This window comes from Rhodobacter sp. 24-YEA-8, assembly GCF_900105075.1.
GTDB lineage: Bacteria > Pseudomonadota > Alphaproteobacteria > Rhodobacterales > Rhodobacteraceae > Pseudogemmobacter.
This window is the reverse complement of record NZ_FNSK01000005.1, coordinates 25,432-46,723: the sequence shown is the minus strand read 5'-3', so window position 1 is coordinate 46,723 and position 21,292 is coordinate 25,432. Positions and strand designations below refer to the sequence as shown.

The 21,292-nt window shown below is 63.4% G+C and carries 21 protein-coding genes and 1 pseudogene; 15 read left to right on the top strand and 7 right to left on the bottom strand.

Features of this window, described 5'->3' with window-relative positions; genetic code table 11:
* Positions 1 to 23: 23 nt before the first annotated feature.
* The 11 genes from BLW25_RS21820 to BLW25_RS21770 all read left to right on the top strand — a co-directional run bounded on the left by BLW25_RS21820 (position 24) and on the right by BLW25_RS21770 (position 10,416).
* Positions 24 to 299 (top strand): AbrB/MazE/SpoVT family DNA-binding domain-containing protein, encoded by a 276-nt coding sequence (locus BLW25_RS21820; protein ID WP_092904423.1) that lies wholly within the window; start codon positions 24 to 26, stop codon positions 297 to 299.
* Positions 286 to 675: a type II toxin-antitoxin system VapC family toxin gene (locus tag BLW25_RS21815; RefSeq protein WP_092904119.1), complete on the top strand. Its 390-nt coding sequence runs from the start codon at positions 286 to 288 to the stop codon at positions 673 to 675. The genes BLW25_RS21820 and BLW25_RS21815 overlap by 14 nt, the downstream gene beginning before the upstream one ends.
* An 84-nt stretch (positions 676 to 759) precedes the next feature.
* The gene (locus BLW25_RS21810; protein WP_216279477.1) at positions 760 to 1,191 is read left to right on the top strand and encodes a hypothetical protein; all 432 of its coding nucleotides are present in this window, start codon (positions 760 to 762) and stop codon (positions 1,189 to 1,191) included.
* A gap of 192 nt (positions 1,192 to 1,383) precedes the next feature.
* Positions 1,384 to 1,644 (top strand): hypothetical protein, encoded by a 261-nt coding sequence (locus BLW25_RS24785; RefSeq protein ID WP_216279476.1) that lies wholly within the window; start codon positions 1,384 to 1,386, stop codon positions 1,642 to 1,644.
* Entirely contained in the window at positions 1,641 to 2,291 is a 651-nt protein-coding gene (locus tag BLW25_RS21800) for an HAD family hydrolase (RefSeq protein WP_092904117.1), read from the top strand. The genes BLW25_RS24785 and BLW25_RS21800 overlap by 4 nt, the downstream gene beginning before the upstream one ends.
* Before the next feature lie 318 nt (positions 2,292 to 2,609).
* Positions 2,610 to 3,611 (top strand): ABC transporter permease, encoded by a 1,002-nt coding sequence (locus BLW25_RS21795; RefSeq protein ID WP_092904115.1) that lies wholly within the window; start codon positions 2,610 to 2,612, stop codon positions 3,609 to 3,611.
* 39 nt (positions 3,612 to 3,650) lie between these two features.
* On the top strand, positions 3,651 to 4,664 hold the full coding sequence (locus BLW25_RS21790) for a sugar ABC transporter substrate-binding protein (RefSeq protein WP_092904113.1): 1,014 nt from the start codon (positions 3,651 to 3,653) through the stop codon (positions 4,662 to 4,664).
* Between the two features lie 13 nt (positions 4,665 to 4,677).
* Positions 4,678 to 6,792, top strand: a complete 2,115-nt coding sequence (locus BLW25_RS21785) for an ABC transporter permease (protein WP_092904111.1) — start codon at positions 4,678 to 4,680, stop codon at positions 6,790 to 6,792.
* Entirely contained in the window at positions 6,789 to 7,853 is a 1,065-nt protein-coding gene (locus BLW25_RS21780; RefSeq protein WP_092904109.1) for a hypothetical protein, read from the top strand. Before BLW25_RS21785 ends, BLW25_RS21780 begins: the two co-directional genes overlap by 4 nt.
* Complete coding sequence (locus tag BLW25_RS21775; RefSeq protein ID WP_253188617.1) at positions 7,853 to 9,364, top strand: sugar ABC transporter ATP-binding protein; 1,512 nt, start codon at positions 7,853 to 7,855, stop codon at positions 9,362 to 9,364. Before BLW25_RS21780 ends, BLW25_RS21775 begins: the two co-directional genes overlap by 1 nt.
* A 152-nt stretch (positions 9,365 to 9,516) precedes the next feature.
* Positions 9,517 to 10,416, top strand: a complete 900-nt coding sequence (locus tag BLW25_RS21770) for a LysR family transcriptional regulator (RefSeq protein ID WP_092904107.1) — start codon at positions 9,517 to 9,519, stop codon at positions 10,414 to 10,416.
* On the opposite strand, the gene BLW25_RS21765 is transcribed toward BLW25_RS21770, so the two are convergent.
* Positions 10,413 to 11,900 (bottom strand): aldehyde dehydrogenase family protein, encoded by a 1,488-nt coding sequence (locus tag BLW25_RS21765; RefSeq protein ID WP_092904105.1) that lies wholly within the window; start codon positions 11,898 to 11,900, stop codon positions 10,413 to 10,415. The genes BLW25_RS21770 and BLW25_RS21765 overlap by 4 nt on opposite strands.
* A 179-nt stretch (positions 11,901 to 12,079) precedes the next feature.
* Between BLW25_RS21765 and BLW25_RS21760 the strand changes: the two genes are divergently transcribed.
* Positions 12,080 to 12,826 (top strand): glucose 1-dehydrogenase, encoded by a 747-nt coding sequence (locus tag BLW25_RS21760; RefSeq protein ID WP_092904103.1) that lies wholly within the window; start codon positions 12,080 to 12,082, stop codon positions 12,824 to 12,826.
* Between the two features lie 9 nt (positions 12,827 to 12,835).
* The gene (locus BLW25_RS21755; protein ID WP_092904420.1) at positions 12,836 to 13,924 is read left to right on the top strand and encodes an isocitrate/isopropylmalate dehydrogenase family protein; all 1,089 of its coding nucleotides are present in this window, start codon (positions 12,836 to 12,838) and stop codon (positions 13,922 to 13,924) included.
* Positions 13,925 to 13,979: 55 nt separating this feature from the next.
* On the opposite strand, the gene BLW25_RS21750 is transcribed toward BLW25_RS21755, so the two are convergent.
* Positions 13,980 to 15,152, bottom strand: coding sequence for an MFS transporter (locus tag BLW25_RS21750; RefSeq protein WP_092904101.1), 1,173 nt, complete (start codon positions 15,150 to 15,152; stop codon positions 13,980 to 13,982).
* 9 nt (positions 15,153 to 15,161) lie between these two features.
* Entirely contained in the window at positions 15,162 to 15,986 is an 825-nt protein-coding gene (locus tag BLW25_RS21745) for an aldo/keto reductase (RefSeq protein WP_092904418.1), read from the bottom strand.
* A gap of 140 nt (positions 15,987 to 16,126) precedes the next feature.
* On the opposite strand from BLW25_RS21745, the gene BLW25_RS21740 reads away from it, so the two are divergent.
* Complete coding sequence (locus BLW25_RS21740; RefSeq protein WP_092904099.1) at positions 16,127 to 17,050, top strand: LysR family transcriptional regulator; 924 nt, start codon at positions 16,127 to 16,129, stop codon at positions 17,048 to 17,050.
* Between the two features lie 278 nt (positions 17,051 to 17,328).
* A pseudogene (locus BLW25_RS25120) lies at positions 17,329 to 17,496 on the top strand (transposase); the annotation flags it as partial.
* 27 nt (positions 17,497 to 17,523) lie between these two features.
* Here BLW25_RS25120 and BLW25_RS21730 read toward each other — a convergent pair.
* From BLW25_RS21730 to BLW25_RS21715, 4 genes are read right to left on the bottom strand one after another with little or no spacing between them, the layout of a single operon-like run.
* Complete coding sequence (locus tag BLW25_RS21730; RefSeq protein WP_092904095.1) at positions 17,524 to 18,354, bottom strand: 3-methyl-2-oxobutanoate hydroxymethyltransferase; 831 nt, start codon at positions 18,352 to 18,354, stop codon at positions 17,524 to 17,526.
* Entirely contained in the window at positions 18,354 to 18,815 is a 462-nt protein-coding gene (rbsD, locus tag BLW25_RS21725; RefSeq protein WP_092904093.1) for a D-ribose pyranase, read from the bottom strand. Before rbsD ends, BLW25_RS21730 begins: the two co-directional genes overlap by 1 nt.
* Entirely contained in the window at positions 18,812 to 19,738 is a 927-nt protein-coding gene (locus BLW25_RS21720; RefSeq protein ID WP_092904091.1) for a ribokinase, read from the bottom strand. The genes rbsD and BLW25_RS21720 overlap by 4 nt, the downstream gene beginning before the upstream one ends.
* Positions 19,735 to 21,270 (bottom strand): sugar ABC transporter ATP-binding protein, encoded by a 1,536-nt coding sequence (locus BLW25_RS21715; RefSeq protein ID WP_216279475.1) that lies wholly within the window; start codon positions 21,268 to 21,270, stop codon positions 19,735 to 19,737. Before BLW25_RS21715 ends, BLW25_RS21720 begins: the two co-directional genes overlap by 4 nt.
* Between the last annotated feature and the right edge of the window lie 22 nt (positions 21,271 to 21,292).

Here is a 21,292-nt window from a genome sequence, read left to right as displayed (position 1 = left end):
TGTCTTACATTGGAGCTTTGCTCATGCCGCGGCCACCTGCCACGACCACCACTCTTTCGACCAAAGGCCAGATCATTCTGCCCAAGGCCATCCGGCAGCGGCGGGACTGGGAGGTCGGCACCCGGCTGATCGTCGAAGAGACGGCAGAGGGGGTACTTCTGAAACGCGCGCCGGCCTTTGCCGCAACAAAGCCCGAAGACGTTTTCGCCCTGCTGCCCCATCGCGGCGATCCGAAATCGGTTGAAGAGATGGACGCGGCCGTGCTGGCCGAAGCGCGGCGGCGTCATGATCGCGATTGATACGAATGTGGTGGTGCGCTACCTGACCGGCGATCACCCCGACCAGTCGCCGCGCGCCCGCACCCTGGTTAACGCTCAGGCGGTCTTTGTCGCGGTGACGGTCATTTTGGAAACCGAATGGGTGCTGCGCAGCGCTTACGGCTATAAACCGGCGGAAGTGGCGCGCGCGCTTCGCGCCTTCGGCGGGCTTGCGACCGTGACCATCGAGGATGCGGTGATCGTCGCGGATGCGCTGGACCGGGCCGAACAGGGCATGGATTTCGCCGATGCACTGCATCTGGGAAAATCGGCGCAATGTGATGGTTTCGTGAGTTTTGACCGCAGGCTTGTCAAACTGGCGCAGGAGGCGGGGCTTTCAGAGGTGCAAAGCGCCTGACCCGCCGGGCGCCATCTCACGCTTTATGGCAATATGGGTGCGGTGGCGTTGGGGCCGGCGCGACCAGGGTATTGGAGCATGCCTATGACCATTACCCGCCGCAGGTCTCTCTGCGCCCTGCGACCGCAGGATCTGGCGAATGACCCGCGCAATCCGGGCATGCCGCTTGAGACTGCGATGTTCTATGGCCATGCGGTCAATCGCTCTGCCACAGAGCGCCGGGCCGCTTCGCTGGGGGCGCGCCGCACGGTCAAGAAAGAGTGTCAGGCCGCCTGGCTGATCAATGCGATCCGCCGCACTGATCTGACGACGCTCGTGGGCGACGATACTGCTGCGCGGGTCCGCCGTCTTTGCGCCAAGGCGCGCCAGCCGCTGGCCGCGCATATCACCAAGGGGCTGGGGATCGGGGATCCCGGGCTTACGACCGGCGCGGTCTGCGTTTATCCGACCATGGTCGGCGAAAGCCCTGCCGGGATCTGCCATCGACCGCATGGCAAAGCTCTATGTCGGTGGTAAACAGACGCGCCCCGACAGTGGCTATTCTTACCGTGTCGAGGGGCCGAAAGGCACGGTTGGCCTTGCGCCGCTTGGCAGCCGCAAGGATATCCGTAATGCGGCCCATGCTGCCAGGGGCAGGGGTGGGCAGACCGGGCATAATCGCGCCCAGGTGCTGTATTATCTGGCAGAAAACCTCTCGGTCCGCTCGGCGTGGTCGGGCTGGTCTGCCCGACAGCCCTGCCGCTTCTGGGCCTTGTTTCGCTGGCGGAGCATGACGATGTCGATGGACTCTGGTACTTCGGCACCGGAGAAGGGGCTAAGGCAGTCGAAATCGCTTCTGCCGGCAATCTGAAACAGACCTGGACCGAGGATGGCGCGGCCCGCAACTGGCTTTCATCCGAGGGTCAGGGCCGGCAGTTCCTGACCCGCGCCACACTGGTCAAAAACATCTGGGTTCCTTACGGCGAATGATTATCTTTGATTGTGACGGTGTGCTGGTCGACAGCGAGATCCTCTCGAATGCGATTGACGCAGAACTGATGACGACGGCTGGCTGGCCGATCACGGCGGCAGAGATCATCCGCGGCCATATCGGCCAGCCAAAAGCGGTGATCTGGGATCAGATCGCCGCGCTGCGGGGCGCGCCCTGGCCTGAGGGTCTGATACAAGAGGCCGATGCGTTGCTCCTCGCGCGGATGGAGACCGAATTGCAGCCGGTCGAAGGCATTCGGGCCGCGCTGGAGCGCCTGCCGGGGCGTAAAGCTGTAGCCTCGTCTTCGGCGCTGCCGAAACTGCGCCGCTCGCTTGAGATCTGCGGGCTGAGCGATTTTTTCGCGCCGCATATCTATTCCGCAAGCCAGGTGGCACGGGGTAAGCCCTTTCCGGATGTGTTTCTGTTCGCCGCCAGCCAGTGCGGTGTCGATCCGGCGGATTGCGTGGTTGTCGAGGACAGCGCCGCCGGGGTGAAAGCGGCGCTGGCGGCCGGGATGCGGGTGGCTGGCCTGACCGCAGGGCGTCATTCCTGGCCGGGACATGGTGACCAGCTTCTGGCGGCGGGGGCGGCGCGGATCTTCACCCGCACATCCGAGTTGACCGAGGCTGCGTTACGGGCGCTTTGACCCGGCGCGCTTGCGGGCCTCCGGCAGCACCCTGACCGAAGCGGCGAAAGCTCCGGGCCGCAGTTTACGGGTCGGATCCGGCCCATTGCACATCACTGCCCTCACGCTGACCCCAGGCCCCGGCTAACCGCCGGGGGGCCGCTTTTCGGATGCTGGCGGGATTTTCAGCACGCGCGGTCAGGAAAATGAAATTGCCTGTGCGGAAAACAAGCTGGAGATTGCGCTTGCCTTGGGAGAGGTATGACCCGCATCCGTCGGGCCAGTTTGTGTTGCAGGCCTGTGATGAGACCTGCGATGCCGGGGAGGGGGAGAAAAGACATGTCCTTGAGAGAACCGGCACAGGCCGGACGTCACCGCCGTTTCCGGCTGACCCAGGAGGGCGTGGTCTCACTGATCGCGCTGACGCTGTTTCTGGCTTTCGCCCTGTTTCTGAACAACTTCCTGACCCAGGGCAATCTGCTCACCTTGCTGAAAAACGTGGCCATCCTTGGCACGCTTGCGGTGGGGATGGGGATGATCGTTGTCGGGCGCGGCATTGACCTGACCATGGTTGCGGTCATGGTGGTGGGCGTGGCTTTTGCCATCTGGCTGTCATCGCAGGGCTTTGCCTTTGGTGAAGCGGTGCTGATCGGCGCGGCCCTGGTGGCGTTTTGCGGGCTGATCACCGGCATTCTGATCGCCATTGCCGAAGTGCCGCCGATCTTTGCCACCCTTGCCATGGCGTCTATCGTCTATGGCGGGGGCCGCGTCGCCTTCAGTTCGGATGTGCTTTATGCCCCGGCGGGGATCGGCTGGCTGGTGGCCATCGGCTCGGGCACCTTCCTGGGCGTGCCCTATTCCATTCTGATCCTTGCAGGCATCGCGGCGCTGGTAGCACTGTTCCTCAGCCTGACGCGGTTTGGCCGCTTCATCTATGCGACGGGCGACAATCCGCATGCGGCGCGGACCATGGGTCTTCCGACCCGGCCGGTGCAGATCAGCCAATATGTGCTGGCCGCGCTGATCGCCTATGCCGCGGGAATCCTGATGACCGGCCTCGTGTCCGGGATCAACACAAGGCTTTATAATTCCACGCTGATCTATGATGTGCTGCTGGTCGTGGTGCTGGGCGGGATCAGCCTTTCCGGTGGTCAGGGCGGCGTGCGCAACGTTCTTGTTGGCACGGTTCTGGTCGGCATTCTGATCAACGGCATGACGATCATGAATTTCAGCTATACCAGCCAGAACCTGATCAAGAGCGTGATCCTGTTGGTCGCGCTGGCGCTGGATGCGGTGATCAACCCCCGCGACGAGCAGACCTCGCAAAGCGGCGATATCTGACCCATCACGCAGACAAGAAAGTTTCAGGGAGGAGACACTATGAAAGTTCTGAAGAATACCACCTTCGCGGCACTGGCGGCTTCTGCGCTGCTGGCAGCGGTTCCGGCGCAGGCCGATGATATCGAACAGGTTGGTCGTGCCGCCTATCTGGAGGCCGTGACCGGCAAGAAGGTGATTTTCGTGCCGCTTTCGCAGGGGATGGATCTCAACCAGGCCTGGACCGCCGTCTGGCAGCGCCATGCCGCGCGCTATGGGTTCACCTTCGAAGTGCGTGACCCCAATATGGACACCGCCGCCGGCATCCGCGCACTGCAGGGTGCGATTGCCGAAAAGCCTGATGTGCTGATCGTGCAGAACCCCGATGTGCAGACCTATGCCCGTGCGCTGAAACAGGCGCAGGATGCCGGGATCAAGATCCTGCAGATCAATATGCAGTCGATCACACAGACCGACAGCTATGTCGGCAATGACTGGATCGAAATGGGCCGCCTGGAAGCAGGCGAGCTGGCCCGGACCTGCCTTGCCCCCGGCGCGCCTTCGGGCAAGATCGTCTGGCTGGCGGGCGTGCAGACCGGTGCCGCAAATATCTATATGCGTGAAGGTCTCAACCAGATCCTTGCGGAAAATCCCGGCCTCGAACTGGTCTCGGATCAGCCCGCTGATTACGACAGCGAGAAAGCCCGTCAGATCACCGAGACCGTGCTGCAACAGCATCCCGATCTCTGCGGGATCATGGGCATCTGGGACAATGCCGAAGTCGGCGCCGGTGCCGCCGTTCTGGCCGCAGGCAAACAGGATCAGGTGACCATCGTCACAAATGGCGCGGGCGCCCATACCGCATGCGAGAGCATTGAAAAGGGTCTGCTGGACGTGGTCTATAATTTCAACGCGCCGATCCAGGCCGAGATTGCCGCGCAACAGATTTCTGAATTCCTGCAAAATCCCGACCGCCCGGCCGGATCCGAGAAAACCGTCTTCTTCGGGCCGATCACCCGTGTCGACAAGAACAATGCCAGCGGTCGCAACTGCTGGAAAATTGACGAGCTGAAGTAAGGACCTGTCTGCAATGAGCCTCAGCGAAAGCCTTGTCCGGTTGCGGTACCGGGTTCTGCCCGATCACGTTCTGGGCGAGCTTCTCACCAAGAAATGGGTGGACAGCGCAATTCCCTTCACAGCCCTTGTGCTTGTGATTGCGATTTTCGCACCGATCGTGCCGCGCTTCTTCGAGTTCGGGACGATCTCACTTCTTTCCGGCGAGATGGCCGAGCTGGGGCTCGTTGTTCTGGGCCTGACCATCGTGATGATCTCGGGGGGGATTGACCTCTCGGTCGGGTCCACGTTTGCGCTTGCGGTCACCACCGCGCTTTACACCATGAATGTCATGGGGCTGAGCCTTGGCGGAGGGCTGGCCGCCACCCTGGGGGTCGGCGCGGTTTGCGGCGCGATCAACGGCTTCATGGTCGGTATCCTCAGGATGCGGGCCTTTCTGACGACACTGGTGACGCTGATCATCTTCCGGTCGGTTTTCGATATCGTCTTCCCGCAGATCTCGACCGATATCGTGATGAACTACCCGGATTCCCCGGCCTGGGATTTCCTTGGCATGGGGCATGTTCTGGGCCTGCCGACCCCCTTCTGGGTGCTGGCCGCGATTGCGCTGATCCTGCATATCGTGCTGTCGCGTGGCCGTTATGGCTGGCGGCTGCTGGCGGTTGGTGGTGCGCGGCGCTCGGCGCATAATGCCGGGATCAATGTGCGCTGGACGGTGTTTTCCGCCTATGTGATCTGCTCGGTTCTGGTGGCGCTTGGCGGGTTCCATTTCGCGGCGCGGATCGGGTCGGCTGCATCCGACATCGGCGCGGGGATGGAACTTCAGGCGCTGACCGCGACGGTATTGGGCGGCATTTCGCTGGGCGGCGGGCGTGGATCGGTCGCGAAAGCGCTGATGGGCGCGCTGTTCGTGCTGATCCTGTCGACGTCCTTGCTGGCGCTGGCCATTCCGGGCCCGGTCAATGCGCTGATCCTTGGCCTTGTGCTGGTCACCGCTGTCTTCCTCGACGTTCGCTGGGTGAAGAACCGCCATAAACTGCTGCGCGCGGTCTATATCTCGCCCACCTTCAACAAGCTGCCGCCGGCGATTTCCACGACCGAGGGGCCGCTGGTGCCGAATGACCGGCTGCGCGCGTCAGAGCCCATCGGCCTTGGCATCATGGATGGCGCGGAAGATGCGATTTTCGACCGCGAGGGCAATCTTTACACCGGCTCGCGCCATGGCGACATCATGCGCTGGTTCGGGCCGGATTATACCCGTTACGAGATCTTCGCCCATACCGGCGGCGCGCCTCAGGGCATGGCGTTCGACGCCGAGGGCAATCTTGCGGTCTGTGTCGGCGGCATGGGGCTTTACCAGGTCTCGCCCCAGGGCGAAGTCACGCTTCTGACAGCGGAAACCAACCGCAGCTGGACCTCGATCGCGGACGATTCCGTGATGAAACTGGCCGATGACTGCGACATCCTTCCCGATGGCCGGATCATCTTTTCCGAGGCCACCGTCCGGTTCGAGATGCATGACTGGTATGCTGATGCGCTGGAAAGCCGCGGCAATGGGCGGCTGATCGTCTACGATCCCAAAACCAGAACCACCCGCACCGTGTTGTCGAACCTGATCTTCCCGAACGGGGTCTGCACCTCTTATGACGGGGAATCCGTGCTGTTTGCCGAAAGCTGGGCCTGCCGGATCAACCGCTATTACTATGCAGGGCCGAAAAAGGGCAGGCTGGAACGCGTGATCGAGGGATTGCCGGGCTATCCGGACAATATCAACCGCGCCTCCGACGGCACCTACTGGCTGGCCCTGATGGGCTCGCGCACCCCGGCGCTGGATCTTTCGCTTGAGATGCCGTCTTTCCGCCGCCGCATGGCGCGCCGTGTGTCGCAGGACGCCTGGCTGATGCCGAACCTCAACACCGGCTGCGTGCTGAAATTCAATGAAAAAGGCGAGATCCTGGAAAGCTTCTGGGATCTTGGCGGCACCCGCCATCCGATGATCACCTCGATGCGCGAGCATAAAGGCACGCTGTATCTGTGCGGCATTTTCAACAACCGCATGGGCGCCCTGAAACTGCCCGGGGCGGATCAGGACTGGTGCGGCGTCGACAGCTATTGGGGGAAACCGAAATGAGCGCGATCCGCCGCTTTATCGACCGCCGCCTTGGCCGGGGCGAGGCCGCGATCACGGTACCGGTGCTGGATGGCCCTTTGCTGCCGAATGCGGGCCTCGATGAGGCGGCCGAGATCGCCTTGCTTAGGGATGCCGACAATCTCGTCGTGACCGGCAAGGGGCTGGTGGCGTCTTCAGGCCCGCGCGTGATCCGGGTTGAGACCGGCGAAGAGATCGCCGCTTTCGACACCGATGTTTCGGCGCTGGCTTATGGCAAGGGCATGCTTGCCGTGGGGCTTGACGGCAAGGGCGTGACCCTGCGCGGCGGCACCCATGACGGCAAAAGCTTTGCCACGCCGAAGAGCCCGAGCGCGCTTGCCTTCCTTGATGCCGATACGCTGCTGGTGACGGAAGGCGCAAGCCAGCGCCGCGCCGCAGACTGGCGCCGTGATCTGATGGAGCGGGGCCAGTCCGGTGCGCTCTGGCGGCTGAACCTCGCCACGGGCGAGGCGGTCAGGGTGCTGGGCGGTCTGGCCTGGGCGGGGGGCGTTGCCGCGACGGGGTCGCAAAAGGTCTGGCTTTCGGAAAGCTGGCGGCACCGTGTGCTGGCGGTCGATCTGAGCACCGGCAAAGCCGAACCCGTTCTGGAACATCTGCCCGCCTATCCGGCCCGGATCGCCCCTGCGGTCGAGGCGGGGTTCTGGCTCAGCTTCTTTTCGGTGCGCAATCAGCTGGTTGAATTCATCCTGCGCGAACCGGCCTATTGCAAACGCATGCTGGCCGAGGTGCCGGAGCCGTTCTGGATGGCGCCCGCCTTCGCCTCGGGGCTGTCCTTCTCCGAACCGATGCAGGGCAGCCAGCTCAGACGGATGGGCGTAACGAAACCTTTTGCCGAGACGCGGTCTTATGGGCTGGTGCTGCAATGTTCGCCGCAGATGAAACCGCTGCGCAGTTTCCATTCGCGGGCCGATGGTCAGGCGCATGGCTGTGTTTCGGTTGCGGAACAGGGCGATGATCTCTGTGTCGCCTCGAAAGGCCATGGCAAAATCCTGCGCCTTGACGGCGCCGCCCGGGGGATCTGATGGCGGGGGATCTGAAGATGGAAACCGTGGTTGAACTGCAAAATGCCACCAAAAGCTTCGGCGGCATTGCGGCGTTTCGCGACATGGATTTCACTTTGCGCAAGGGCGAGGTCCATGCGCTTCTGGGGGAAAACGGCGCCGGGAAATCGACGCTGACCAAGGTGATTGCCGGTGTCTACCGGCTGAGCCAGGGCCGCATGCTGCTGGACGGGCGCGAGGTCAGCTTTGCCTCGCCCGCTGAAGCGCTGAAAAACGGCGTCGTCATGGTGTTCCAGGAGACCAATCTGGTTCCCGCCATGACCGTCGCACAGAACATCTATCTGGGCGACGAAAAGATGTTCAACCGCCTGCGCGGTCTCTATATCGAGGCGCGGCAATTCCTTGTCGGCATGGGGTTTCAGGTTGATCCGACCGCCCAGGTCTCGACGCTGGGGGCGGCGCAAAAGCAGATGGTCGAGATCGCCCGCGCGGTGCATCACAATGCCCGTGTCATCATCTTTGATGAGCCGACCGCGACGCTGACACCCGAGGAAAAGCGCCATTTCTTCATGCTGATCGAGCGGCTGAAGGCAAAGGGTGTGGCCATTGTTTTCATCACCCATGCGCTGGAAGAGGCGCTGGAGGTCTCGGACCGCATCACGATCCTGCGCGACGGCCAGCTGGCTGCGACCGGCGCGGCACACGACTTCACCCGCGAAAGCATCGTCCAGGCGATGGTCGGGCGGACCCTGTCGGAAAGCCTGCATGGCAGCGTGAAACGCAAGCCCCGGCCTTATGGCGAAAAGGTTCTCAGCGTCGAGAACCTGTCCTGCGGCGCCATGGTCCGGAACTCGTCCTTCTCGGTCTTTGGTGGCCAGGTGACGGGGATTTTCGGCCTTGTCGGCGCGGGCCGGTCAGAGATGGCCAAGGTCGTTGCGGGCGTCCTGAAACGCGATTTCATGCATGGCGGCGAGGTGCGGCTGAACGGCAAACCGGTGCGCTACCGCGTGCCACGTCCGGCGATGCGCGATGGCATCGTCTACGTCACCGAAGACCGCAAACATGACGGGTTTTTCGAAACCATGACGGCGGGGCAGAACCTCCTGCTGGGGGAATTGTCGAAACAATCGAACCCGCTTTCCGTTGTCTCGCCGCGCCGTGCGCTGGAGCTGGCAAAGGAATGGGGCGAGCGGCTCCGGCTGAAGCAGATCTCGGACCGGGCGCGGATGATCGAACTGTCTGGCGGCAATCAGCAAAAAGTGGTGATCGCGAAATCGCTGATCCAGGAGCCGAAGCTGATCATTTTCGATGAGCCGACCCGCGGCGTCGATGTCGGCGCGATTGTCGAGATCCATCAACTGATCCATGATCTTGCCGATCAGGGGCTCGCGGTGGTGGTGATATCGTCCTATCTTCCTGAAATCATGGCGGTTTCCGACCGTATCCTGGTGGCCAAACGCGGCAAGATCGTCGAAGAGATGATGGCCCTTGACGCGGATGAAGAAAAGATCATGTTCGCGGCCGTTCACTGAGCCGCCCTGGCGCGGGGCGCGTATCAGCCCCCGCCGGCGGCGCATAGGCATCCGGATAGACGAAGCGGCGGCCAGGCTCAGAGACAGGGGTTTTCGGGAAAGGCTGACAGCAGCCCGCCCCGGGGCTACGATCTTGTCACAGGGGGGCCGTCATGGCTGCAAGCAATATCAATCTTAAATTGCTGCAGACCTTTCTGTTGGCGGCAGAGCATGGCAGTTTCCGCCGCGCGGCCGAAGAAAGCAACCGCTCGCCCTCGGCCGTGTCGATGCAGATCCGCGATCTCGAGGCGCAGGTGGGGATGAGCCTTTTCATCCGTACGCCGCAACGCGCCAATCTGACCTCGGAAGGGCGGGTGCTTTATGAACAGGTCAGCCATGCGATGGCCGAGGTGCAGGCCGGCCTGGCGCGCCTGTCTGAGGTCGCGGCGCAGCGGCGTGGCCATGTGCGGATAGCCTGTGCGCCCACCCTCGCCTCGACCCGGCTCGGGCGTATCCTTGCGACCTTCAAGCTGCGTTATCCGCGCAGCCTGGTGGATCTGAAGGAAACGCCGCCCAATGGCGCGCTTGCGCTTTTACAGGAGCAGGAGGTCGAGCTTTATATCGGGCCGGAAGTGCCCGGGCTCAGCGATTTCCAGTTCGAGCCGATCCTCGAAGACCATCTCGTCGCCTGTATCCCCGCCGATTTCGACGAGGGCGCGCAGCGTTTCATGCTGTCAGAGGTGGCGCGTTTCCCGCTGATCCTGCTGGACCGCCAGACCGCGATCCGGGCACAGATCGACCGGCTGGCTGCAGATCAGGACATCTCGCTGAACCTGCAATATGAGGTTCAGAACGCCTATACTGCGATTGCGCTGGCTTCGGCCGGGCTTGGTGTGGCGCTGGTGCCGGAAATTGCGGTGCCGATGATGCCGACGGCCGAATTCCGGGTGGTGCGGATCTCGGATCCGGGCTCGACCCGCGCGGTCGGGATCCTGACCGCGAAGGGCTATGTCCAGCACAGCTATTCCGAACAGCTGATCGAACTGATCCGCACCGAACTGGGCCGCATCTAGTCGGTATTGATCCAGATCGCCTTGGTCTCAAGATATTCGCTCAGGTGCTCCAGCCCGCCCTCGCGGCCATAGCCCGACATTTTCATGCCGCCAAACGGCACGGCGGGGTCGATGGCGTGATACATATTCACCCAGACCGATCCGGCACGGATGCGCCGCGAAAGTTTATGCGCGGTGCCCAGATGCGTCGTGAAAATTCCCGCCGCGAGGCCGTAGGGCGTGGCATTGGCGCGCTGCACCACCTCGTCCAGCGTGTCAAAGGGCATGGCGGAAATCACCGGGCCGAAGATCTCTTCGCGGGCGATGGTCATCTCATCGGTGACGCCACCAAAGACGGTAGGCGCGATGAAATTGCCGCCCTCAAGCCCCGGAAGCTCAAGCCTGTTGCCGCCGGTATAGGCCTCGGCGCCCTCTTCCAGGCCGGTGTGAAGGAACCCTTCGATCCGCTGGCTCTGCCGGGCCGAGATGATCGGGCCGATGTCGGTTTCCGGGGCGATCCCGTCGCCGATCCTGAGCTTCGCGGCATAATCCGCGACGCGTGTGACGAAATCGTCATGGATCTCGCGCGCGACAAACAGGCGCGATCCGGCGATGCAGATCTGGCCGGAATTGGCAAAGACCGCCATCGCGGCCACGGGGACCGCCTTGTCGATATCCGCGTCGCGGCAGATGATGACCGGTGATTTGCCGCCCAGCTCCAGTGAGACATGTTTCAGCGTGCCGGTGGCGGCGCGGGCAATGGCCTGACCGGTGGCGGTCGAGCCGGTAAAGACGATCTTGTCGACATCGGGATGTGCCGCCAGCGCCGCGCCGGCATCGGCTCCGGTTCCTGTCACCACATTCAACACGCCTTCAGGCAGGCCCGCCTCTGCCATCAGCCGTGCGATCATCAGCACGGTCAGCGAGGCTTCCTCTGACGGTTTCAGTACCACCGTGCAGCCGGTTGCCAGCGCCGGTGCGATCTTCCAGACCGATCCCGCAATCGGGGCATTCCAGGGGATGATCGCGCCGACGACGCCGATGGGCTCTTTCACCGTCTGTGACAGGATCTCGCCGGGAAAGGAATTCGGGATGGTCTGACCATGGATCGCCACGGCCTGACCTGCGTAGAACCGCAGCATTCCCAGGACGCGCCGTGAATTGCCCAGGGTGCGGGCAATCGGCATCCCCATATCCAGCGTGTCCGAAAGGCACAGATCTTCCCATTCCGCTTCGAACCGCTCGGCAATACGCAACAGAAGCGCCTGGCGTTCAAAGGGGGTGAATTTCGACCACGGCCCCTCAAAAGCGCGGCGTGCGGCCCGGACGGCGGCGTCGATATCGGCAGCGCCGCCTTTCGGGACGGTGGCGAGCAGGGCGCCGGTGGCGGGATTGCGGGCTTCCATCACCTCGCCCGAGACGGCGCCGACCCATTGGCCATCAAGGAACATCGGGCGGAAGCCGCCATCGTAAAGCGCGCGCGCGCGGCTGGTCCAGTCAGTCATGTCATTCCCTCCGGCCGGTCAGATCGCCGGGTCTCTGCGGCACAAAATACCCGGCGCGCGGCTGCGCTCAAGGAAGGAAACCTGATCGCGCGTTCAGATAATGCGGCTGTCACCGGCGCCGGCTTTCCCCCATTCTGCCGGCGTTTGGCGGGGGGGCAAAGCCCCGCGAAGGAGATATGATGCGACTGAGTGGTAAGATTGCTGTCGTCACCGGCGGCGGTTCGGGCTTTGGCGAAGGGATCGTGCGGAAATTCGTGGCCGAGGGCGCGAAAGTCGTGCTGATGGACCGCGATCAGGCCAATGCTGAACGGGTGGCGGAAAGCCTTGGCGCTGATTGCCGCCCCTTCATCGGCGATGTGGCAAGCGCCGAAGGCATGACGGGCGCACGCGATCTGGCGCTTTCGGTCTTTGGCGGGCTGAATGTGCTGGTCAACAATGCCGGCGTGGGCCATCTGCCAACCCCGCTTGATGAGCTGGGCGAGGCGAATTTCGACCGGATCGCCAATGTGAACATGCGCTCGATCTATCACGGTGCCCGGGCGATGGTGCCGCATTTCAAAGCGCAGAAAGCCGGTGCGATCCTGAATGTGGCCTCGACCGGCGGGGTCTCGCCGCGCCCCAATCTGACTTGGTACAATGCCTCCAAGGGCTGGGTGATCACTGCGACCCGCGCCATGGCGGTGGAGCTTGCCCCGTTCGGGATCCGCGTCAATGCGATCAACCCGGTGGCGGGCGATACGCCGCTTCTCTCCACCTTCATGGGGTCTGACACGCCCGAGATCCGCGCGAAATTCCTCGCTTCGATCCCGCTTGGCCGGTTCTCGACGCCCGAGGATATGGGCAATGCGGCCGCGTTCCTGTGTTCCGAAGAAGCTTCGATGATCACCGGCGTCGCGATGGAAGTCGATGGCGGGCGCTGTATTTGAGGTCTGATGATGAAAGAGACCTATGATATTGCGGTCGTCCCCGGTGACGGCATCGGCCCCGAAGTGGCGGCCGCCAGCGTCGAGGTGCTGCGCGCGGCCTTCGGGAATGACTGCCCGCTGCGCTTTGCCGATCATCCGGCGGGGGCCGAGCTTTATCGCCGAACCGGCGAGAGCTTTCCGGAAACCACCTTCCGCGCCTGTGCGGGGGCGGACGCGGTCTTACATGGCGCGGCGGGAATTCCGGGCGTCGTCCATCCTGACGGGACCGAAGCCGGGCTGGATTTCACGCTGCGTCTCCGGTTCGAGCTGGATCTTTACGCCAATATCCGCCCGATCCGGCTTTATCCCGGCATCCGCTCGCCGCTGGCGGACGTGAAGCCCGGAGATATCGATTACATCATCCTGCGCGAGAACAGCGAAGGGCTTTACGCCGCCCGGGGCGCCGGCGCGCAGCTGCGCGGCGAGATGGCGGTGGATACCCTGGTTCAGACCCGCAAAGGGGTCGAACGCATCGTGCGCAAGGCGTTCGAGCTGGCACGGGCCTCGAACGGCGCGCCTGCAGATGGCGTGAAGCGTGTCACCTGTGTCGACAAGGCCAATGTGCTGCGCAGCTATGCGTTTTTCCGCGCGATCTTTGACGAGGTGGCGGTGGAGTATCCGGATATTCAGACCGAGCATGGTCTGATCGACGCGATGGCGATGTATCTGGTCACAAAGCCGGGCCATTACAATGTGATCGTGACCGAGAATATGTTCGGGGACATCTTGTCAGATCTCGCAGCCGCGACGATTGGCGGCATGGGGCTTGCCCCTTCGGCCGAGGTTGGCGAGGGGCAGGGGCTTTTCCAGGCGGCACATGGCTCGGCCCCGGATATTGCGGGCAAGGGGGTCGCGAACCCCTATGGCACCGTGCTTTCGGCGGCGTCGATGCTGGAATGGCTGGCGGCGCGGCATGAAGACAGCCGCCTCTCGGCGGCCGCAACCCGGATCCGTACTGCCGTCAGCGCGGCAATTGCCGATGGGCTGATCAGCCGTGATCTGGGCGGCGACAGCGGCAGTGCCGCCATCACCGAAGGGTTGCGCGCCCGCCTGACCTGATCGGGCGCTGTTTGAAATAGCAGGGCGCGGGGGCCAGAGTCCGCGCGCCTTTACCTTATGCCTTGCAGGGCATTCCTGCCGGGTTCCGGCGGCTTAACCAGACCAGAGCCAGCCCCGCCGCCGCGGTCAACCCGCCCGCGACCGGCACTGCGCTATAGCCCAGATCCAGCGCGATCACCGCGCCGCCAAGCGCCGCTCCGATTGCATTGCCGAGGTTGAAGGCCCCGATATTCACCGAAGAGGCAAGGCCCGGCGCATCCGCTGCGGCCTGCATCACCCGCATCTGCACCGGCGGCACGATGGCAAAAGCGGCTGCCCCCCAGAGAAACAGTGTGATCGCGGCACCGGGAAGCGTTCCAAGGGCAAAGGGCGCGACCAGCATGATCAGCGAAAGCGTCGCGAGGAATGTCGCCGTTGCTCCTTCCAGCGACCAGTCGGCCATTCGGCCGCCCAGCCAGTTCCCGAAGGTGAAGCCCAGCCCGATCAGCACCAGCGCCAGCGTCACAAACCCGTCCGACGCGCCTGCCAGGGTCGCCAGCACCGGCGCGACATAGGTGTAAAGCACGAACATCGCGCTGGCCCCAAGCACCGTCGTGGCCAGCGCCACCAGCACCGGCGGCCGTGTCAGGACGCGCAGTTCACGCGCGATTTCGGGGCGTGCGCCGGCGCTGCCCTGCGGCAAAGCCAGCCACAGGGCGGCGATGGTCAAAAGGCCAAGGGCCGCCGTCCCGGCAAAGGCCTCGCGCCATCCGGTCACCTGTCCGATCCATGTTGCCACCGGCACGCCGCCGATATTGGCGATTGTGAGACCCATGAACATGGTCGCGACCGCGCTGGCCTGTTTCTCTTTCGGAACGAGGCTTGCGGCCACGACCGAACCCAGCCCGAAGAAGGCGCCATGGTTCAGGCTGGTCACCACGCGCGCGGCCAGCAGCGTCCAGTAATCAGGCGACAGCGCCGACATCAGATTGCCAAGCGTGAAAATCGCCATCAGCACCATCAGCGCCGTGCGTTTGCCAAAGCGCGCGAAAAGCAGCGTCATGACCGGTGCCCCGATCATCACCCCGAGGGCATAGGCGCTGACCAGCATCCCGGCGGAAGGGATCGAGACCCCGACCCCCCGCGCGATCACCGGCAGCATCCCCATCGGCGAGAATTCGGTCACGCCGATGGCAAAGGCCCCCACGGCGAGGGCCAGCAACGGCCAGTTCAGTTTGCGGTTTTCCATGGGCTATCCTCAGGCGGTCCAGTCAGGTGCCAGACCTGCGGGCGAGACGATGCGGCCATCGGCGCGGGCAAGGCCGCTGATCGCTGCCATCTCGGACCCGGTCAGCTCAAAGTCAAAGATGTCGAAATTCTCGGTCACACGCGCGGGGTTGGCGGTTTTCGACAGGGCGACAAAGCCTTGCTGGATCAGCCAGCGCAGCCCGACCTGGGCGGCGGTCTTGCCATACCCCGCGCCGATCCCGGCGATCAGCGGATCCTTTGGCACCGCGCCGTCGGCCATGCCAAAATAGGCGGTCAGGGATGTGCTGGTTTCCCGCGCCAGAGTGGCCATCTCTGACTGATCGAGCCAGGGGTGGATCTCGATCTGATTGGTCACGATGGGGGCTGCGCTGGCTTCGGTTGCCCTGCGCAGCTGGCTGCGGTTGTAATTGCTGACGCCGATATGGCGGGTCTTGCCCGCTGCCAGGGCCTCGTTCAACCAGTCGATCTGTTGCGCAACCGGCACCTGATCGCCGGGCCAGTGCGCCAGCAAAAGATCAACCTGATCGACTCCGAGCTTGTCGAGACTTTCATCGACCGAAGCCGCAAAATGATCTGCTGTGTAATTCGCCACACAGACCTTGGTGGTCAGAAACAGCTCGCTGCGCGGCAGGCCCGACGTCTTCAGCGCCTGGCCCAGCGATGCCTCGTTCTCATAGATCTGCGCCGTGTCGAAATGGCGAAATCCGGCCGCGATCGCAGCCGGGATGATGGCCTGCACCTCGGGGTCAGACATGCGGAACACGCCAAAGCCAAGCGCCGGGATCACAGCCCCATGGGTCTTTACAAATTGCATCCTGTTCTCCTTTGCCAGATCCATCGGGCGGCTGGCGTTGCCCCCAGATAGACCTGCTGCGAGGGCTTGATAATTCCTTCGATCTTCGCATCATCTGTGAAATTATTTCCTGGATGCGCTGAGAGGGGCAGGGGACGGGGATGGACAACCGCGCAGGCGAGATGCAGGTGTTTTTGCGGGTGGTTGAATCCGGCAGTTTCTCCGAGGCGGCCCGGCAGTTGTTCATGACCCCTTCCACGGTCTCGAAACTGGTCGGGCGGATCGAGACGCGGCTTGGCGTGCGGCTGCTTGAACGCTCGACCCGGCGGCTTTCGCTCACCGGCGAGGGGCAGGTCTATTATGAACGCAGCCTGAACCTGCTGGCGGAGATGGACGCGATCGAGGCCGATCTGCGCCAGGGCGCGGCCAGCATCACCGGCAAAGTACGGGTCTCGGCCTCGGTCGGGCTGGGGGTGGTGGCGATACAGCCATTGCTGCCGGAGTTCTGGCAGGCATATCCGAATATCACCCTGGATCTTTCGATCTCGGATGAGGTCGTGGATCTTTATCTCGACCGCACGGATGTGGCGTTTCGGGTGGGGCGGCTGGCAAGCTCGGGTCTGACCGCGATCCGTCTGGGCCATGCGGCGCGCAAAATCGTGGCCTCGCCCGACTATCTGCGCCGGCGCGGTGTGCCGCAAAGCGGTGCCGACCTGGCGGATCATGCCTGCCTTGGCCTTAATTTCCGCCGTTCATCGCCTGTCTGGCAGCTGAAGGAGGGCGCGCGGATCATCGACAACCGCGTGAATGGCCCGCTTCTGGCAAATAATGGCGAGACGGTGCGTCAGATGGCGCTGGCCGGAATGGGCCTTGCGCGGATGGGGGAGTTTCATATCCGCAAGGATCTCGCGCGCGGCACCCTGGTCGAGGTGCTTGCCGGGGCCGTCGACGGTGACAATGAAGATGTGCATGCCGTCTTCCCGGGCGGCGATCACATGCCGCGCCGTGTCCGCGCGTTTCTCGATTTCATGACGCCCCGCCTGCGCGCGTTTCTGGAACAGGCGCCGGGTTATCGCAGCAGCTGATACCGTATCGGCGTGGCATCCGCGTGACTGTGACAGGCTTGTCCGCCGGCAAAACCAAAGGCAAACTCCTCTTGCGAGGTAACCCGCGCTCACCCCTGGCGGCGTGACCCGGATGCCTTCGAAGTCAAAGCCTGTGCGGCATCGGCGAAAGGATTTTCGACAATGCCGCGGCGGTGGTTATCTTCGCCCGGCAGCAAGAAGGCGAAACGGCAGATCCGGCCGCGCGCCAGGCCGATGATCCGGTGCGCTGGCGGGTTGCCTGGGATCGGGCCAATACGCTGATCCGGGAAAGTCACAACCACGCGCTGAAGTGGCGCCGTGCCCTGCTGATCTGGCTGGACGAGGAAATGGTGTGGGTCGCGCCGAAACTCGGAACCAATCGCCAGCCGCCGGTGTTCAGCAATGCGGCTGTCCGGTTTTGTCTGATGGTGAAGGCCCTGCGCGGGCCTTTGTCCTGTCGCGCGGCCGGCAGATCAGCGTGCGTTGCTGAGCCGGTCGAGCAGCACGTCGAGCTCCGGGTCGCTCTCGGGGTGGATCAGTTCACCAGGCGCCGGGTAGCTGCCGCCGGCGACCTCGCTGCGAAAGGCGGTCAGCGCCCTTTGCCGTTCGGTGACGATCTGCTGGCGCAGGCTGGCCACATCCCCCCATGACCGGGCATGGCGTGGCAGGCGCGGGCTGTCGCCGATGATATCCGAGGTAAACAGGAACGCGACATCACCGCCCGGGCCAGAGCCAAGCGAGACGGTGACCAGTCCCGATTTGCGGGTGATCGCCGCGAGCAAAGGTGCTGCGACCAGCTCGGCCTCGACCGCGAAGGCACCGGCCTCTTCGAGACGACGGAAGCGATGCCAGAGCTCCTCTGCCTCGCCAGGCTCGCGCCCGACGCCACGGGTGCGGCCGGTCCAGGTGCTTTTGCGTGGCACAAAGCCCAGATGGCCCATGACGGGGATATCTTCGGCCGCCAGCAGGCTGACGATGGAAAGACGCCGCGCGGTGATCACCGCATCGGCACCATCGGTCAGCGCGCGAAAGGCGGTGCGCAGGATCTCATCTTCGGTAATCGCTTCGGCGAAGCCAAGCGCCGCCGTCACAAAGACCCGCTTCGATCCGCGCCGTACCGTTGTCACATTGGCGGCACGGCAGACGACCATCTCGATCCCGGCGGCCTCGGCGGCTGCGGCCTCTTCGGCGGTATCGGCGGTGACCTGGGCGTGGCGGGCGGGGGTGCCTTTCCCCGCCCGGAGCGAGCCGACCGTTACCATGCGCTCGGCCGGTTGCGCGGCCCAGTCAAAGATCTTCGGCATCAGGCTTTCAGCTTCCGCGCATATTCCGGCGGTGCGATCACGCCCGGCTTGTCGAACCATTTCGGCACATCTACGCCCGACCACAAGAGAATATTGCCCCAGGGGTCAAAAGCGCCGGTGCGCACGATCACTTTGGCCTGTGCCGCCATAGCACCCAGGATATTGGCATGGGTGGTCATCTCGTGATCGGCATCCGGGAAAAGGGTCTTCACCTTGTCCAGCAGCACCGGGTTATTGGTCGGCAGATTGTCGGCATAGCCCACTTTTTCCGCCACGAAATCCGAGGCGATCAGCGACAGAATCTGTCCGAGGTCTGGCAGGTCTTTCTCAATCGCGAGATCGACCCGCCAGGTGGTATCTGGGATCGGAAAGCCTGCATCACAGACGATCATCAGATCGCCATGCCCCATCGAGGCAATGGCGTGGTTCAGTTCGGCATTGAGGATACGACCGCGTTTCATTGGAGTTCCCTGGCAAAGGTTTCGATTTCATGGCGCCGCCCAAGGGATGGCACCACGCCGAGTTTCGTGCAGGCCCAGGAGCCGCAAAGCGTGCCATAGCGCGCGGCATCGGGGATGGATTTCCCCTCGGCCAGCGCCACGGCAAAGCCCGAACAGAACGCATCGCCCGCGCCCGTGGTATCGACCACGGCGACCTCGGGGGCGCGGATATGCAGGTCATGCTCGTCCGAGAGGATCAGAACGCCCTCGCGGCCAAGCGTCACCACCACGGTGCCAACGCCCAGACGGCGCAGACGGATCGCAAGGTCGCGCGAAGGGGTCGGGTCGTCAGGTTTCAGGCCCAGCAGAATCCGCAGCTCGCTTTCATTCGGGATCAGCACATCGACATGTTTGAAGATCGACGGGTGCAGCGCACGGGCCGGGGCCGGGTTCAGCACCGTCCGCGCCCCCGAGGCTTTGCCCAGTTCCATCGCGCGCGAGGCGGCGGCATCGGGGATTTCCAGCACGGTCATCACCACATCCGACATGGCCAGCCGGTCGGCGGATTTATCGACCTGGGCGGCATCCATCGCATTATTCGCGCCCATATCGAGGATGATGAAATTGTTGCCCTCGGTGTTGAGGATGATGAACCCCACCCCGGTTGCGCGGTCCGGCAACTCGGTCACATGGCGGGCGTTCACCCCTTCGGCGCGGTACATATCGGTGGCGATCTTGGCCAGTGCGTCATTTCCCACACAGGCGACCAGCGCGGAATCCGCCCCAAGCCGCGCGGTGGCGACCGCCTGGTTCGACCCTTTGCCCCCAGGCCCCATATCAAAATCAGACCCCAGAATTGTCTGGCCAAAAATCGGCAGGGTGGGGGTTCTGATCGTCATCCCAACCGCAAAACTGCCGACAACGGTAATAACCGGTTTCTTCATGCTGCCCCCTCCACTTCGGACAGATGCGCGGGCTGCACACTTGCCGCCATCATCAGATTTTGCTCGGAAATCTCTGCTCCGGTGAAATCGCGCGAGACCTCGCCATGCGCCATCATCACCACCCGGTTCGCGTGCAGCACCAGCTCCGGCAGTTCCGATGAGATCATCAGAACCGCGAGCCCCTCTTCGGCGAGGCGCTTGAGGATCGCGTAGATTTCAGCCTTCGCGCCGACATCGATGCCGCGGGTCGGCTCATGCAGGATCAGGACCTTCGGCTCTGACACAATGCCGCGCGAGAGGATGATCTTTTGCTGGTTGCCGCCCGAAAGCGTGCCCATCACCTGGCCCGGCCCGGATACGCGGGCGTCAAAGGCGCGGATCTGCTGACCTGCGGTTTCGCCGATCAGGGCATTCAGCAATACGCCGATCCTGGAATGGTGGTCGAGCGTCGAGGAGACCACATTCTGCGCGACCGACATCGACAAAAGCGCGCCGCCATTGCGGCGATCCGCCGGGATCAGCGCGATACCGGTGCGAATGGCAGCCATCGGCTTCTGCGCCGGCAGTGACTGGCCGGAAATCGTCACCGTGCCGGAACGCGGGCAGAGGCCGAAAATCGCTTCGGCCAGGATATCCTTGCCGCTGCCGGGAAGACCGCCGATCCCGAGGATCTCGCCGGGCCGCAGATCAAGCGAGATGCCGTTGATCTCGCCCGGTACCCGGAAGTCGCGCAGGGACAGAACAGGTGCCGTGTCGCGCGGTGGGTGGGTCAGCCCGTAAGGCGCGGCATCCCCCAGATCGCGCCCGACCATCGCGGCGACAAGATGCGGCACTTCGACCCCGGTCAGATCGGTGAGGCTTTCGACCAGTTCGCCGTCACGCATGACGCTGATCCGGTCGGAAAGTGCGAGAACCTCGCTCAGGTGATGCGAGATATAGACAATCGCCACACCATCCGCGCGCAGCTGGCGCATGATATTGAACAGATGTTCGGATTCATGCGGCGAGAGTGCCGAATTCGGCTCATCCAGCACCAGGACCCGCACTTTGCGGGCCAGCGCGCGGGCGATCTCGACCAGTTGCATCTGGGCCACTGACAGATCGCGCAAAGGTGTCGCGGGGTCGATATCCATCCCCAGCCGGGCGAGGATTGCACGGGATTGTCCTTGGGCGCGCGCCCGCCGGATCAGCTGCCAGGACGGGATCTCTGCGAGCGCCGGCAGCATTACATTCTCGCCGACCGAGAGATTACGGCACAAAGACAGTTCCTGGAACACCACGGCGATCCCGCGCCGCCGCGCGTCCAGCGGCGAGGACAGCCGCAGGGGTTTGCCATCCAGCATAAGCGTGCCCTCGCTTGGCGCCAGAACGCCCGCGAGAATATTCATAAGCGTCGATTTTCCCGCGCCATTCTCACCGATGACGGCATGGATCTCGCCCGGGTTCAGCGACAGCGACACATTCGAGAGCGCGCGCACACCGGGGAAAGATTTGCCGATCCGCTGAAAACTGACGACGGGGGACGTGTCCATCTGCATTCCGTGCCGATCTGTT